The organism is Metamycoplasma auris (genome assembly GCF_003253435.1).
In the GTDB taxonomy this organism is placed as follows: Bacteria; Bacillota_I; Bacilli_A; order Mycoplasmatales; family Metamycoplasmataceae; genus Metamycoplasma; species Metamycoplasma auris.
Map to the genome: position 1 here is coordinate 39781 of NZ_QKUB01000003.1, position 16675 is coordinate 56455.

General features: G+C 26.9%; 15 protein-coding genes. 8 read left to right on the top strand and 7 right to left on the bottom strand.

What is annotated here, in order from left to right; genetic code table 4:
- Genes BCF89_RS07900 through BCF89_RS07910 form a run of 5 tightly spaced genes read right to left on the bottom strand, consistent with a single transcriptional unit; the run spans nt 1 to nt 6479 of the window.
- The gene (locus tag BCF89_RS07900) at nt 1-1374 is read right to left on the bottom strand and encodes an ABC transporter ATP-binding protein (RefSeq protein ID WP_111518380.1); all 1374 of its coding nucleotides are present in this window, start codon (nt 1372-1374) and stop codon (nt 1-3) included.
- Nucleotides 1375-1399: 25 nt separating this feature from the next.
- On the bottom strand, nt 1400-3073 hold the full coding sequence (locus tag BCF89_RS07905; RefSeq protein WP_111518382.1) for a type 2 periplasmic-binding domain-containing protein: 1674 nt from the start codon (nt 3071-3073) through the stop codon (nt 1400-1402).
- Nucleotides 3074-3961, bottom strand: coding sequence for a GTPase Era (gene era, locus BCF89_RS01565; RefSeq protein WP_111518384.1), 888 nt, complete (start codon nt 3959-3961; stop codon nt 3074-3076).
- Nucleotides 3962-3974: 13 nt separating this feature from the next.
- On the bottom strand, nt 3975-4427 hold the full coding sequence (gene ybeY / locus BCF89_RS01570) for an rRNA maturation RNase YbeY (protein WP_111518386.1): 453 nt from the start codon (nt 4425-4427) through the stop codon (nt 3975-3977).
- 39 nt (nt 4428-4466) lie between these two features.
- Nucleotides 4467-6479: an Mbov_0121 family peptidase domain-containing ABC transporter gene (locus BCF89_RS07910; RefSeq protein ID WP_111518388.1), complete on the bottom strand. Its 2013-nt coding sequence runs from the start codon at nt 6477-6479 to the stop codon at nt 4467-4469.
- 87 nt (nt 6480-6566) lie between these two features.
- Here BCF89_RS07910 and BCF89_RS01580 point away from each other — a divergent pair, with 87 nt between their 5' ends.
- Genes BCF89_RS01580 through BCF89_RS01590 form a run of 3 tightly spaced genes read left to right on the top strand, consistent with a single transcriptional unit; the run spans nt 6567 to nt 9021 of the window.
- A complete protein-coding gene (locus tag BCF89_RS01580; RefSeq protein WP_111518390.1) occupies nt 6567-7247 on the top strand; it encodes a hypothetical protein in 681 nt (226 codons plus the stop codon).
- 14 nt (nt 7248-7261) lie between these two features.
- On the top strand, nt 7262-8653 hold the full coding sequence (gene gltX, locus BCF89_RS07915; RefSeq protein WP_111518392.1) for a glutamate--tRNA ligase: 1392 nt from the start codon (nt 7262-7264) through the stop codon (nt 8651-8653).
- Nucleotides 8644-9021, top strand: coding sequence for a hypothetical protein (locus tag BCF89_RS01590; RefSeq protein ID WP_111518394.1), 378 nt, complete (start codon nt 8644-8646; stop codon nt 9019-9021). The genes gltX and BCF89_RS01590 overlap by 10 nt, the downstream gene beginning before the upstream one ends.
- 52 nt (nt 9022-9073) lie before the next feature.
- On the opposite strand, the gene BCF89_RS07920 is transcribed toward BCF89_RS01590, so the two are convergent.
- Nucleotides 9074-9523: a hypothetical protein gene (locus BCF89_RS07920; protein WP_111518396.1), complete on the bottom strand. Its 450-nt coding sequence runs from the start codon at nt 9521-9523 to the stop codon at nt 9074-9076.
- A gap of 59 nt (nt 9524-9582) precedes the next feature.
- The gene (locus tag BCF89_RS01600; RefSeq protein ID WP_111518398.1) at nt 9583-9996 is read right to left on the bottom strand and encodes a hypothetical protein; all 414 of its coding nucleotides are present in this window, start codon (nt 9994-9996) and stop codon (nt 9583-9585) included.
- Between the two features lie 296 nt (nt 9997-10292).
- Here BCF89_RS01600 and BCF89_RS07925 point away from each other — a divergent pair, with 296 nt between their 5' ends.
- The 5 genes from BCF89_RS07925 to lon all read left to right on the top strand — a co-directional run bounded on the left by BCF89_RS07925 (nt 10293) and on the right by lon (nt 16675).
- Nucleotides 10293-11360 carry an alanine/ornithine racemase family PLP-dependent enzyme gene (locus tag BCF89_RS07925; RefSeq protein ID WP_111518400.1) on the top strand — a complete coding sequence of 356 codons (1068 nt, stop codon included), beginning with the start codon at nt 10293-10295 and terminating at the stop codon, nt 11358-11360.
- Between the two features lie 159 nt (nt 11361-11519).
- The gene (plsY, locus tag BCF89_RS07930; RefSeq protein WP_111518402.1) at nt 11520-12200 is read left to right on the top strand and encodes a glycerol-3-phosphate 1-O-acyltransferase PlsY; all 681 of its coding nucleotides are present in this window, start codon (nt 11520-11522) and stop codon (nt 12198-12200) included.
- A gap of 75 nt (nt 12201-12275) precedes the next feature.
- Entirely contained in the window at nt 12276-13268 is a 993-nt protein-coding gene (gene hrcA, locus BCF89_RS01615; protein ID WP_111518404.1) for a heat-inducible transcriptional repressor HrcA, read from the top strand.
- Nucleotides 13268-14092: a nucleotide exchange factor GrpE gene (locus BCF89_RS01620; RefSeq protein ID WP_111518406.1), complete on the top strand. Its 825-nt coding sequence runs from the start codon at nt 13268-13270 to the stop codon at nt 14090-14092. Before hrcA ends, BCF89_RS01620 begins: the two co-directional genes overlap by 1 nt.
- Before the next feature lie 75 nt (nt 14093-14167).
- Nucleotides 14168-16675 (top strand): endopeptidase La, encoded by a 2508-nt coding sequence (lon, locus tag BCF89_RS07935; protein ID WP_111518408.1) that lies wholly within the window; start codon nt 14168-14170, stop codon nt 16673-16675.

Here is a 16675-nt window from a genome sequence, read left to right on the forward strand (position 1 = left end):
TTAAACTTCACTTTCGTGGTTTTCTTGTTCACCAAATTTTTTATCTTTCTTCATTAAATGAATTGCATCAGTATCTCAGTTCAAATATACTTCTTTTCCAACATCATGTTTTGAAGGTGTCTTAACATTAATAATATTACCTTTTACATTAATATCATAGTTATAAAAGATTCCACTATATGTTGATTTTATGATTTCACCAGTTAGTTTAGCTTTAGCCTTTGTTTTTGTAATGATAATATCTTCAGGTCGAATTAAAGCATCAACTTTTTCTCCTGGTTTAAATTCAGTGTGAATTGTTTCAAAGGTTTTTGAAATGAATTTTACTTTATTATCTTCAACAAAGGTAGCGTCAAAGAAATTCGAGTCGCCAATGAAATTTGCTACTCATTTATTTATTGGATAATCATACAATTCTTTAGGTGTTGCAAATTGTTCAACCTTACCATCTCTAATAACAGCAATACGATCACTCAATTGAAGAGCTTCATTACGGTCGTGAGTAACAAAAATAAATGTTAATTTAAGTTTTTGTTGAATATCTCTTAGTAAAATTTGCATTTTTTCACGAATCTTAGCATCTAGAGCACTAAGTGGTTCATCAAGTAATAAAATTTCAGGCTCAATAACTAATGAACGAGCTAATGCAACTCTTTGTTTCATCCCGCCTGATAAGAAATTTACATTTTTCTTTTCATTACCGCTTAAACCAACCAATTCCATGATTTCTTTAACTTCTTTATCCATTTCAGCATTATTAATTGGACGAGTTAAATATCTTTTCTCATAGCTTTCTGTTTTTAAGTCAACATAGTTTTCTCAATATGAGTATTTGAAATCCATATCATCAATTCATTGTTGATATTTCTCTCTCTTTTTCTTTGAAAGTTTGGAATTATTATTCAATTCCTTTTCATAAATTTCAAATTCTTTGTCAAGCATTGCCATTTTTTGCTGAGCAAATTTTTTTCATTTTGTCTTTTGTAAAGTCAACTTTGTTTTAAATGACTTAGGAACATTTTCTTTTTTAATACGTTTAAGTCTTAAACCGTATTTAATGTTATTTTCCACATTAAGATGACTAAAAAGTGCATAATCTTGAAAAATTGTTGAAACGTCTCGTTTGTGAGGAGATAAATCCTTAATATCTTTCCCGTGTAATTTTACTTCACCACGAGTTACTCATTCAAAGCCGCCAATTATTCTAAGAATCGTTGTTTTTCCTGAACCAGATGGGCCTAATAAAGTAATGAATTCACCTTTATTAATTTTTAGATTAACATTATCAAGAACGATTTTATCTTCAAATTCTTTGACAACATCAACTAGTTCAATAATTGAGGAATCCTCCTTTTTAATCTTTTTCTTTTCCATTTTTGCCTTTCATTATGTTTTAAATTTAAGAATTAGTTATTTCATAATAATATTCAATCATTTTTGTCTTTAATTCAAGACTAAGAGGTTGGTACGCTCTAAATTTAGTTGTTTTTTTAGTTTGTTCATCATCAATGTCAAAAATCCTTAAGGCCTTTTGATCTTTATTTTTCTTTTCATCTAAAAAGTATCATTTTTTTATAAATTCTTTTACATTCTTAAAACTAGGAGTGTAGTTTATATGATGAAAGTTTAAAATAAATGGCGAATCAAATGATTCTCATGCTTCTTGGAATGATTCAAAATTTTCTTTAAAGAAAGAAGCTTCTATTTCATCTAGTGATCTATTTTTGTTAGGAATTTTATCGTTGAAGTCTTTGAATAGAATTTTCTTATATTCATTCTCTTTAGAAGGATTTTTTTCTATAAGTGTATTAAGAACATTCTTAATATATTGAGATTCAAGTTGTTTGCTATTGTAAGCGGCATCTTTATAAAGATTGTCATGAAGTTCTGATAATAATAAATCAGATTGTAAGTCATTTGTATCTTTTGAGATTATTCAACCATCGATATTTATATAACTATAATTTGGTCTTACAAAAGAAATATTATCTGATTCCGGCAATGAAGCAAAGTTATCATTTCCATAATAAGCATCTAGTGCATCACCATTATACATAATTGCAATGTCAGCCTTATTTTTCTTTGGTTCAATAATTGAAGAAACTAATTCCTGACCATCAGTTACTAACTTATTTCTATTTGTATCTTTGATTGAAGATTTAGTTGTATCAAGCACTAATTTACTAAAATCATTAAAAGTTTCTTTGAAGTTATCAAGGTTATAAAGAATTCAATTTCCATCTTTATCAATTTGATTTTTAAAAGTAACTTTATCTTTTTCATATTGATCTTGTGTGTAAAATTGACCAATCATTGCGTTATCTAAGAAATAATGTGTTCAGTATACATTAGGGTTTTTATATTTGCTAACTAATTTAGACAAAGTAGTTGATCAACTTTCTCCGTCAATAACGTCATCAAATTTAGAGTTTTCTTTAAGATTGTTTCTTTGTTTTTTAGAAATATCTGTATTTTCGGGATTATATGCAATAAGTTTGTCTAGTGTGAAATAAGGAATAATGTACTCATAGAAACTATCAACTTTGCCATCTAAATCAATATCAAATCCTATTGGTTTTTTATGATTATTTTTATCGTAGATAATTCTTTTATCATTTGGATTAGATTTCTTAATTTGTTCAATGATTCATGAATCAAAGTATTCAAATTGCTTTTGGACTTCTGGAGAATATAGAGCGAAGATTTTATCTTTTTTATTATTTTCATCGTAATCAACAAATTCACCATATATTTTTTTGAAATTTATTTTTTTAAGTTCATTTTCAAGAATTAATTGTGCAATTTGATAATCTGAATGAACACCGGCAACAGCTTTTTTATTTTTTATTGCCCTTGTGAATTCATCAAGATTTTTAAATACATGATATGAGTAATTCTTTTTAAGATTATTAATAATAGGTCTACTTAGATATGATTCGTAGTTATAGATGCTGACTTTATATGGATTATTAATTTTAATAAAAAGAATAATAAAGAAGATAACAAATAACATTGAAAATAAAATCGAGAGGAGAATTAATCTAATTCGATGAGTTAAAAAATATTTTTTCATCTAATAACCCGCTCTCTTAATTTTTTGTTCATCATCAACTCAATTTTCGTTTACTTTAACTCTTAAGAATAAGACGATTGAATGTTGAAATACATTTATCATCTTTTGTCTTGCGGACATTGAAATTGTTTTAATTTTCGATCCAGATTTTCCAATTACAATTCCTTTTTGAGATTCGCTCTTTACAAAAATAGTTGCTGAAATTTTATAAGGTTTTCTATCATCTTCATCTTCTATGAATTCGTCTATATCTATTGATATTGAATGAGGGATTTCATGATACAAATTATTGATTGCAGCTTCTCGAATAATTTCTTTTGCCATAAAGCGTAGTGAAACATCACTAAATTGGTCTTCTTCATATATTGGTTCAGAATCATAAGCATAATTTTTAATCTCATCAATTAAATCATAATAACTTTGATTATATCCAAGACCAACACCCAAAACAGTATTAAAGCCTAACTCTTTTAATTGGGAGGCTTTTTCATCTAGAATTTCTTTATTATTTACTAAATCGATTTTAGTTATGATTGCAATTAAATTAGCCTTTGTTGATTCTTTAATTTTGTTTATGATGTATTTATCACCGGTACCTAATTTTTCATTTGCTGCAGTAACAAATAGAACTAAATCAACATCTTTAATTGTGCTATAACTTTTTTCATTTAATTTTTCAGACAACAAAAATTCAGCCTTATGAATGCCTGGAGTATCTATAAATATAAGTTGACTATCATGGTCATTGTAAATGCCTTTGATATTATCTCGAGTGGTTTGTGCTAAATGAGTAACAATTGATAAATCGAAATTTAATATATTGTTTAATATTGTACTTTTGCCTACGTTAGGTCTGCCAATAAGGCCAACATAGCAAACTTTTTTCATATATGACCTCACTTTAATATCTAGTAATATTTAATCTTTGCATTATATTTTCGACATGTTCATTCATTATTTTTGCTTCTTCTTCTGTTTGATGGTCAAAGCCAAATAAATGTGCAATACCATGAGTAAAAATATAACAAAATTCTCTTCTCAAACTATGATTAAATTCTTTAGCTTGTTTAATTATTTTTCAAGGTGAAATTATGATTTGTCCAAGTTCCAATAATTCTAAAAAATCGAGTTCTTTTTGTGCTTCAAAAGGAAAGCTTAAAATATCAGTTGTATAGTTCTTTTGACGGTGCAGAAAATTAAGTTTTTTCATCTTAAATTTAGTTACAAATAACAGGTCAACTGATATGTTCTTGGGGGCATTAAATTCCCTCTTAGCTTCAGCTAAAATGTTTAAAAAATCTTCCTTAAATTTAAATGCAAAAAGACTGCAATTTTTGATATTCAAATTATTCATACGCATAATTATAAATTAATGAAAAAAAATATTAAATATTTATGAAAACTTATAAATTTTGTGATTATTAGTAATGAATGTATTCGTATGACTTACTTCAATAATTATTGAAGTCTTTTGCTTTTTTAGAATAAGATTTTTTATATTTTCTAATAGATCTTTTGCTATAAATTCAAGTGATTCATCTAATAAAATCAATTGGAATTTTTTAATCATTAAGGGCAATAATTTTATGATTTGAATTTGTCCCATTGAAAGTTTATTTTTTAGCATAAATAAATTAGCAAATAGATCAACATTTAACTCATTTAATAGATCAATAAAATTTTGGTCTTTCAATATCATTTCTTTTTCGTTATCTGGTATTTTAAAAAATAAATATGTGTATAGATCTACATTAGGAAAATTATTATCTTTGTTAATCATAAAGATATTGTTCATAATTCAATCATTTTCAATCTCTTCAATTGGTATATCATTGAGAAAAACAAAATTTTTTACATTCGGAAAGGAACCTGAAAGAATTTTTAAAAGTGTAGTTTTTCCTGTGCCATTTTTGCCTTCAAAAACAAAGTTGCTATCAATTACTAGGTTTAAGTTAGAAATGATTTTCTTTGAAGAATAACCAAAACTTAAGTTCTTAATTTTTATACTCTCTAAGTCTTCTTTTAAACAAAGTTTATTATTGTTGTCTATAGTTGGAATATCTAAAACAAAAAATAAACGTTCTACATTGATTTTGTTTATCTTTTTTTCTGTTAAAAAAATTTGTAAATTATTTAGCGGTTCATTCAATAATGATTGAATTTGAAAAACAAATAAAATTTCTGAGATATTGCTATTTTTGACATTTGCAAAAATTAAAAATATAAATGTGTTGCTAATAATTGTCATTAAAGAAAATAATGAATTTTTAATTATATTTAATTTGTTAATTTTTTGCTCAATGGAAATCCCAAAATTGATATTGTCATTGTAGTTTAATACTGAAAAATATTTTCAAATTTTTTTGCCATATGGTTCATTATTTTTTGATAAAAAAGTCAACTCATTTATCTCATTTAAATTATTTGTGATTAATTGTTTAGAAGAAAAATAAATTCTTAAATTTATTAAGTAAGTTAAAAGTAACTTTATTGCATTGGTAAGGATAATAATGCTAATTGACTTAAAATTAACAAATAAAATAAAGGGTATTAGATATGCTAGTGTAAAAATAATTGAAGGGCAAAAAAATATTATTGATGCATAAAAGTTTGATACTAAATTAATTGATAAGTATCTTAGAAGAATTTCATTTTGTTCAATTTTATTAATCTGTTGATGTTGTGCATCATCTAATTTGGATATGAAGTCCTTTTTTAGTTTCTTTACTATTTTTAATCTTATAAAATTTAGGCAAAGATTACTTATTAAATTTGATAGTAAGATTGCAATTGAGATTCAAAATAAGAAAATAATGGTTTTAGAAGTCTGTATTCAATCTAAATTTTGGATATAGGAAAAAATATATTTGTTAATAAGCGATAAAAAGAAATTAAGAGTAACAGTAATTAAACTTAGAAAAATTACAAGGAAGATAAAACCAAAATAGATTTTAAATGGTCATTTAAAGACTTTTATTAGTTTATTATCACATTGCTTTTCTTGAGTTCTTTTAGTAAAGAGAATTATGTTTGAATACATTTGCTTAAAGATTGAAAGTTTTATTACTCGTTTTCCATTTATTGAATCATATATCTCAATAGAATCATGTTTTATTTTCTTTATTATTATGTAATGCAAGAGATTATCAATCTTTATGATAGAGATACAAGGAAAAGTAATATTCAAAGAAATTAATTCATCAAATTCAATCTTGTAAGGTTCAATTTCTATTGATATTTTACTTGCAGTTTCAACTAGGTCAGATATTGAAATCCCATTCTCGCTATAGGAAGTCATATATTTTAGTTGGTTGATATCTAATCATTTTTTTCAATAAAATCTATATAAGGCTTGCAAGACATATAATCCGCAATCTTTTATGTCCTCTTGAATTCTTATTTGCATACCTCAATTTTCAAGTACAATCGCAATTAAAATAGATAATTAGCGAAAAAAAAGCGAAAACTTATATTTTGTTTAAAATTATTTGTTATGAATAACAAATACAGAAAAATTTCTTTTAGTTTACCTTTTATAGGTGCTTCAGCTTCATTGCTATCTCCATTGGTTTTAGCAGCAACTTGTAGTTATGATAAACCTACTATTTCAATTTCCGAAGATAGCAGACACAGTTATCTAAACAAAAAAGGTGAAAGAATTATTAAGGGCAGTGCTTTAGAATTCTATAATACAAATCGTCAAGGTGTATTTAATCCAATTGATTCGTCAGATAAGTTTTATAAGATCTTTAAGGACCATAATCAAAATGCTTTAAATGCAACACACGATCCAAACCATAAACCAAAAATAAAAGGAAACTTTGAATTTCTTAAATTTAATAATCTAACAGCGCCATATAGTTATCGGATTTATTCATTTAGATATCCTGAACTAGTTGCCAATATTCCTGGGGTGGCAAAAAGAAAAAAATATACTGACTATAAAAATAATCCAAAAGCAGTCTATATTGTTTTATATTGAACTTCTAAGATAAATGAAGCACCTTCAAATTGAGTATCAGATATTGTTAGTCGTTCTGCTGCGCATTTAAATGTTGGATTTAGTCCCGAAAGAAGAGAAGAAGCTCCTTGACCTTTTGTTAGAGGAATTATAAACAATGAGTTTTGAAAAAATATTATTGAACCAGTAGTTTTGATTTTTGATAAGGAATAAAAAGGAATAAAGTTATGAAAACAGTTAGAACAAGATATGCCCCTAGTCCAACTGGATATTTACACATTGGTGGAGCTAGAACAGCATTATTTAATTATTTATTTGCAAAACATTTTAAAGGTGACTTTGTTTTTAGATTAGAAGATACAGACGTTGCAAGAAATGTTGAAGGCGGAGAAGAAAGTCAACTTGATAATTTGGCATGACTTGGGATTATTCCTGACGAAAGTCCTTTAAATCCTAATAAAAAATATGGTTTCTATCGTCAATCTGAAAGACTTGATATCTATCAAAAAGTAATCAACAAACTTTTAAGTAAAAATTTAGCCTACAAAGCTTATGATACACCTGAAGAGTTGGAACTACAACGTAAGGAACAAGAGGAAGCAAAGATTGCATCATTCAGATATGACTCAAGCTGACTAAAAATCTCAGATGAAGAGAAAAAAAAGCGAGATGAAAATAACCAATATTCAATTAGATTAAGATTAAAGAAAAATGTCGTTTATGGTTGAAATGATTTAGTTCGTGGAAGAATTGAAGTAAATAGTGATGATATTGGAGATTTTGTCATTATGAAAAGTGACGGATATCCAACTTATAATTTTGCCGTTGTAGTTGACGATCACATGATGGAAATAAGTCATGTTTTAAGAGGTGAAGAACATATTACAAATACGCCTAAGCAACTAGCAATCTATGAAGCACTAAATTGAGATACTCCAATCTTTGGACATTTAACGATTATTACAAATATGGAAGGTAAGAAACTTTCAAAAAGAGATAAAAGTCTAAAACAATTCATTGAAGACTATAAGAATGAAGGTTACCAACCACATGCAATTTTCAATTTCTTATCCCTTCTAGGTTGAACCTCAAAAGATAGTAAAGAAATTATGAGTCATGCTGAATTAATTGAAAATTTTGATTATGAACGCCTATCTAAATCACCTTCTAAATTCGATATTGTAAAAATGGAATGATTTTCAAAACAATATATGAAAAAAGCAGCAAATGAAGAAATTATTAAGCAAATTGACTCTCCATTTGAAGCAAGTTGAAATGAGTTATTTGTTGATACTTATAAACAATCTGCAGCAACAATAAATGAAATTAAAAATAATCTTTTAATCTACAGTAATCCAAAAAAAGAAACCAAATTAGAAATTCAAAATTTGGATGTTGTTAAAACATTTTCTATGTATCTAAAAGATTTAGATTTTAGTATTGAAGGAATTCAAAAAGCTATTGAAGCAACAAAAGAAAAATTGAATCTTAAAGGTAAAGAATTATTTATGCCAATTAGAATTGCTACAACTCTTGAAGAGCATGGTCCCGAGTTAGCAAAAGCAATTTTTCTATTCGGAAAAGAAATTATTTTTGAAAGACTTTCAAAATGAAATTAAAATATGTATTAATTTCTGATTTTAATAATCATGAAGAAAAAGTGATTGAAACAGAATATGTTGATTTCAATGAAGAAGAAAGAGGAAAATTTAGTCATATTGAATTCAGTGATGAAAAAGAAATGCATTGTATTCTAGATGTTGCTGACGATGAAATTAGAATATCATATGCTGCTCAAAGTTTGAGTATGAAAAAGAATCAATTCATTGAAAATAGATTGAATATTTCAGAAAAAGACTGAATAGCATTAGATGTATATTTAATCAAAGTAATTATTAGCAAGGAATTGATTTCTTTTACATACGATTTGTTGCAAGATAGAAATATCATTGTAAGAAATACAGCTAAACTAGTATTTAAAGATTAAAAAATCTAGGCTTTATGTCCTAGATTTTTTAATTCAGATTAAGAAAATTACTTTATCTTTTTAGTTTTGAGACAAAATCTTTTAATTTAGAAGTATATGACTCTTTTATACTTTCATATTTTGTAACAATATCTTTTCATATAGAGTTATCTTTTCTAGCTCTAGATTCATCATAAGAATTTTTTGTCTTATATTCTGTATAAGAGTCTGAATCTTTTATTTGAGCACCTAAAGAAAATAAAGATAATGAATAAGTAAATAAATTGCCGTCTTTCATTATCGTATTTTCAAAAGTATGTCCAAATCTTCCTTGCTTATTATTTCAAATTTCATTCTTTTCTTTTATATATTTCTTTATTTTGTTAAATAACTCTTCATTTTCTGAGTGAATAGAAGGTAAATCTTTTGGTAATTCATTCATAGAAGTTTCAGGACTATCAGCTTGAGGTTCATCACTTCTAGTTGTTCCTTCTTCTGTAGTTTCTGGTTGTGTTGGGGACATTGATTCAGAATTAGTTCCTTCAGATCCGCTAGTAGATCCTTCTGAACTATTTGAAGAATCTATAGATTCAGGAGTTGGTGGAACCTCAACCCCCCCCTATTGCTATCGGTGGTATTTTCAGTAGTACTTCCTTCTGCGGAACTACTACTACTACTACTATTTGTTTCTGTTTCTGTTGTACTTGATGAGCTTGAACTTTCATCTGTTGTTGAATTTGGTTGTTCTTGATTCGTTCCTTCAGGGGAAGTTTCAGGTGTTAAAGATGGTGTTGCATTGTTTCCATCTTGAGTGGAATTACCTTCAGGTTTCTTTAGATTTGGATTATCTGCCTGAGGTAAATTAATATCCATATTTTTTTTAGGATCTTTTGATTTGTCATCATTGACATTATTGCTATTTTGACATGATGCAACAATCAATGTTGGAGTAATTGTTACAAATGATCCTAGTAGTAATGCAATTTTCTTAATCATAATTTATTCTCCTATTATTTTTTTTATGGGTATTCATAGGTATATTTTTATTAATGAATAAAATATAAACCTTATTAAAGTCAATTATTATAAGGAAATAATTCAATAATTTATTGAATTTTGATTAAAAAAATATTGAATTTATTGAGATTCTTATCATAAATTACTAAATATTTACTATAGAAATGAAGTGAAATTAGAATCTAAGAATCTTTAACTACTAGTTAAAAAATATCAAATATAATTAAGTTATAAAAGAATTAAGTTAAAACATTATATAAAAAAGAAGTAAAAAAATGAGTTATCCTAAGATTGTTATTGATGAAGAAAAATTTAAAAATAATGTAAGAAAAGCTATTGGCATTTGTGCAAAAAAAGGCATTGAAGTTCTAGCTGTGACTAAGGGATTTTGTGGCAATAGAAGAATGGCAGAATTGTATTATGAAGCTGGGATTAGATATTTTGGAGATTCAAGACTTGACAATTTTGAAGTCTATAAAGATATACAAGGACATAAGCAACTTCTAAGAATTCCAATGATTTCTGAGATACCAAGAATGCTTGAGTTGTGTGATTCATCACTCCAAGGCGATATTAATGTAATTAAGAAGATTAGCGAATATGTAATATTTAAAAATCTGAAACCTCATGAAATTGTATTAATGGTGGATTTAGGAGATCGTAGAGAAGGTTATTTACCTGAGGAAACACTTGAAATAGCTAAGGAAATAAATAAGTTAAAAGGTGTTAAATTAATTGGATTAGGTTGTAACTTTGGTTGCTATGGTGCTAGAATTCCCTCAGATGAAGCAATGGCAAAGTTTGTTGAATTACAGCATCAAATTGAAAATGAATTGCATATTAAATTAAGTCATATGTCAGGCGGGAATTCATTAAGTTTACATATGGTATGAGAAAATCGAATGCCATCTGAAGTAAATTTCTTAAGAATGGGTTTTGCAATGATATTCGGAACTGAAGATATGCACCGTCAAACAATTGAGGGTATGTATCGTGATGCATTTCATTGTGAAGCTGAAGTAATTGAAGTTGATTTTAAATCATCGCTTCCAGTCGGAGCTTGTGGGATTGATGCATTTGGTCATGTTCCATATTTTGAAGATATTGGAAATATAAGAAGACTTATTCTTGGCATTGGAAAACTAGATACGATGTTTGATGCTATGATTCCTAAGGATAAAGATCTAAAAATCTTAGGAGGATCTTCAGATCATTTAATTATTAATGCACAAGATAGCAAAATTGATTATAAACCAGGGGATATTGTCTCATTTGATTTAGATTGAGGTAGCTTACTTTATTTATTCAATTCAGATTACGTAGAAAAAGAATTTAAAAAATAAAAATTTAAAACTAAGAAACTAAATTTAAAAGTAATTTTAGAATTTATTTAATTTGACAATAAATTTAAAATTACTTTTTTGTTTTATTATTTTTTAATTCGCTTTTGCTATCATATTTAAATTAAATATTTTTATATAAAAATATGTATTATTTTTTATATGTTTGATTGAAGATATATTTGAATAAATCTATTAATTTTTATTATTGCTTATTTCATAGGTTCAATTAATATAAGCATTTTGATCTCTAAAAAATGAAATAAAGATATAAGACAACATGGTTCACACAATGCGGGTTCAACAAATGCTCTGAGAGTATTTGGATTCAAATTTGCAATTTTAGTTTTTATCTTTGATTGCTTGAAGTCATTTATTCCAACAATGATAGTTTTCTTATTCAAGAAATTTCTTAATAATGGTGATACTAAATCTATTATTCCTTTGTTTGCTGGATTAGGAGCATTCATTGGACACATTATTCCTTGTTACTTTAAATTTAAAGGTGGTAAAGGAGTGGCGTCTTTCTTTGGAATGATTCTAGCCTTTGATTTAACTACATTCTTTATGCTTGCTTTATTTTATCTTTGTTTAGTATTAATTACTAAATATGTTTCGCTTACTTCAGTTATATCAGCAATTGTTTTTGCTTTTTTAAGTTTCATTCCTTATTACTATAATGAATGAGTTTTATCTTTCATTAATCAAAATATACCACTATGATCCCACAGTTACATTCTAGTTGGATGCACAATTATTATTATGCTTAAACATATTCCAAACTATATTAGATTAATTAAAAAAGAAGAGTCAAGATTAAATTTAATGAAATTTAGCAATTAAAATGTTAAAGTGCTAATTTAGTGCTAAAATTATTGAGATAATAAAACTTTAAGGAGTAATTTTATTATTTCAATTATGGATTTAAAGAATCGTCATCTTGATATTTTTAAAATGATTGTTGAGACTTTTTTTGAAACAGGCGAACCAGTTGGATCTAAAAAACTTGTTGATATAAAAAAACTTGAACTTTCATCTGCAACAATAAGAAATATTATGTCGGATCTAGAAAAGCAAGGTTTTTTAGAAAAACCGCATACTTCAGGTGGAAGAATACCAACTACCTATGGTCTTGAATACTATACTAAATATATTGCATATAATCCTAAAAAATTTTTTAATCGAAGCCTAAACGACATACTAATTAAAAAAAGATTAAGTGTTGATACTACGTTGGATGAAGCAGCTAATTTGATCAGTAAAATGGCGCATTTTACAGTTATTGCAACTTCGAATAATAAAGATGAGAAATTAAAAAGTATTCAACTAACTCCACTTGATGAAAAATCAGCAGTTATTGTTATTGTGACAAGTTCTGGTAATGTGCAAAATAAACTATTTGACTTTGAAGAAGGAATTGAATTGAATGATCTTAGAATTGCAATTCGATTATTTAAGGAGCGACTTATTGATACACCAATGATTGAGTTAGCAATAAGAGCAAAAGCTCTACTTCCATTATTTAAGGAAAGAATTGGAAATTATGAGCGCCTCCTTGAGCGATTCATCAAAACAATTTTTGTTTTTGAAGAAAAAACACAAAATAAAACGTATAACAAAGATGCAATGATTTTATCTAAAAATATTTCAAGAGAAGAATTAGTTGGATTGCTCGAATTAATTGAAAAACATTCAGTTTGATCAACGATTGAAAATAACCTAGATGAGGATAACAAAATTAGACTTGATTTCTCTAGAGAAAATTTAAATATAATCAGTAAAAAAATTGATTTTGAAAATGATAAAAATATCAAAGAAATTTCAATCATGGGTCCCAAAAACATTGATATTGAAGAATCATTAGAAACACTTGATTTATTGTCAATACTAATAAAAAAAGGAGATAGATAATGTGAACTTTTGAAAAATTTGAACAAGTTATATTTGAGTTATTGAAAAAGGATAATTCAAATCAAAAGGAAGAGTCAAAAAAATATTCCTATATTTGAAATTATGATGAAATTGATCCATTAATATTGGAAATTATTAGTAATGGTAAGAAATTAAGTGAAACTGAAATAATATTTAAGAATAAAAAGACTGTTTACAAACTTAAATTAATCTCAAGAAAAAAAATTAATGCAAAAGAAAGATCATTGATTGAAAAAAATCAATCTTTATGCAATGATTTAAATAAATTGAAGAATGAACTTCAATTAAAAGAAGCTGAGATTAAAAAACTTAATGATGATATTGAAAACCTAAAAACTAAAGCAATTTTAGATGCAAATGTTTTTAAACAAGAAGCAATTAATGTTCAAAAGAAAGCACAATCTACAATTAATGAATATAAGGCAAAAATATCAGAACACCAAGAAGAACAAATTAAAGAAGCAAAATTATATGCTTTGCAATCATTTTTAGAAAAATTAATTTTGCCACTTAATAATTTTGAGATTGCAATCAATGCCGCTCAAAACATTGATAACTCAGTCTTAAAGAACTTTATTGTTGGATTCAATATGCTTTATAAGCAAGTTGAAGAAGTGTTATTAAGCGTCGGACTTACAAAAATTATTCCTAGTGTTGGAGAACAATTCGATGCTAATATTCATCAGGTTTATGAATTAGTTACATCAGATTTAGAAAAAGATACAATTATTGAAATTAAAAATATCGGATATAAATTGCATGATCGTGTAATTAAACCGGCATTAGTTATTGTTGCTAAATAATTCCTATTTTTTTCTCAAAAATTAGAAATATTTAATCAGATCAAATAAAATAAAAATAAATTTGAAAGAGGAAAAATGATATTACCTTTTATACCAATCAAAAAGCAAATTCTTCTGCCATATGACACAGATCAAATTAGAGTTGGAAAACCTAATTCAGTTTTAGCAATGATGCAATCTCTTGAAAACAAAGAATATAAAAATAAAATTCTAATTACTTTTATTAAGGATGAATTTGCAAGAGAAACTGAAATAACTAATAGAGATATGATAGAAGATATTGCAGTTGTTGCAACAGTAAAAAACTCAACAGAAAACAATGGTGTGTATACACTTAAATTAAATTGTTCAGCAGCTGTAAAGTTAGGAGACCTTCTAAAACTAGATGAGAATGATAAAAGTAGTCCTTTAATATTTGGTTCATATGAGCAAATTATTGAACCTAAGGGTTTAATTTCAATTGAGTTATTACAAAAATCGTTAAAAAAATTAGATGATTTTATTGCTAAAAAACCATCTAATCAATCTGATGCAAAATTCTTTAATCCAAATACTTTTGATTTTGCTGCCGCTGAGACATTTAGAAAATTTATCGTAAATGAAATTATTGATGTTGAAACCACTACATATAAAGAACCTCAATTGAATGAGAAAATTTGAACGATTATAAAAATAATTAAAACTCATCTAACGAGAGAAGATTTAATTAAACTACTTCATTTAAAAAATGATGAATTAATTAATGAAGTAGTTGCAATATTATCATTAAAATTTGAATCAGTTAATGTTGATTATGAATTAAGCAAGAAAATGAATGAAGAAATGGAAAATTCTCAAAGAGATTTCCTAGTAAGAGAAAAAATTAAGCAATTAAGATCGATGCTTAATGATGATTCGACAAATAATGCTGAAAAAATTGAAAAAGACCCTGAAGAAAGTAAAAGATATCCATCATATGTTTTAGAAGCTCTAAAGATTGAACAAGCTAGATTAGCATCAATGATGGCATCAAGCCCAGAAGCAAACATTACAAAAAATTACATTGATTTAATTCTAGCGTTACCATGAAGAAAAGTAAGCAAAGAATTAATAGATATAAATCATGTAAGAAAAATACTTGATAAGCATCACTCTGGTCTTGAAAAACCAAAGCAAAGAATTCTAGAATTCATTTCTGTTTTAACTCATACAAAAAGCAAAAATGCTGATGAAGAATATATTGCAATCAAGAATGATAACGAACATTTTATTGATAAGAATCTATTTGTTCATAAAACAGGCGAAACGTTAAACAATCCAGTTAATAATATTCCAATTTTAACTTTAATTGGTCCTCCAGGTACAGGTAAAACTACTCTAGCAAAATCGATTGCCGAAGCATTACAACGTAGATTTATTAAGGTATCTTTAGGTGGAGTTAAGGATGAAAGTGAAATAAGAGGACATAGAAGAACTTATGTTGGAGCAATGCCTGGAAAAATAATTTCTGCAATTAAAAAAGCAGGAGTTTCAAACCCAGTTATATTGCTTGATGAGATTGATAAAATGTCTTCAGACTTTAGAGGTGATCCAACAAGTGCAATGCTTGAAGTACTAGATCCTGAACAAAATCCTAACTTCCAAGATCATTACTTAGATCTTGAATATGACTTATCAAAAGTTTTATTTATTGCAACAGCAAACTACTATGATAGTATCCCTGCTGCTTTAATTGATAGAGTTGAGTTACTTGAATTATCAACTTATACTACTGCTGAAAAGATAGAGATTGCTAAAACTCATTTAATGCCTAAAGTATTAGAACAAAATGCTCTAACTGAATCACAAATGAAAATTTCTTCTGAAATGCTTGAATTTATAATTTGCTCATACACAAGAGAAAGCGGAGTTCGTGAACTTAAACGTTTACTAGATAGTATTGCTCGTAAAATCGTAGTTAAGATTTTAGACAAAGAAATCACTGATAGTTTTGATGTATCTGAGGAAATAATAATTGATTTTTTAGGACCAATTAAATTCGAAGAAGATGAAAATGAGAATAAAGATCAAGTAGGAGTTGTTAATGGACTGGCATATACTAGTTTTGGTGGTTCTACTTTAGCAATTGAGGTTACAACTTTTCCTGGTAAGGAAGGATTAAAACTAACTGGACATTTAAAAGATGTTATGAAAGAGTCAGCTCAAATTGCATTGGCTTATGTAAGAGCTAACGCAGAAAAATTTGGAATTGATTTTGATTTTGATAACAAGTCAATTCATATTCACGTGCCTGCCGGAGCAATACCAAAGGATGGCCCTTCAGCCGGTGTAACATTTACTACTTCAATCATAAGTGCCCTATCTAAAAAAGCAGTTCCAGCTAATATCGGAATGACAGGTGAAATAACACTAAGAGGAAAAGTTCTTCCAATTGGTGGATTAAAAGAAAAATCACTTGCTGCAGCGCAATTTGGAATTAAAAAGATTTTTATTCCATATGATAATGCTAAGAATTTAATCGATGTTCCTGAAGAAGTTAAGAAGGAAGTTGAGTTTATTCCAGTAAAATACTACGAAGAAATATTTGACGCACTTTTTAAATAA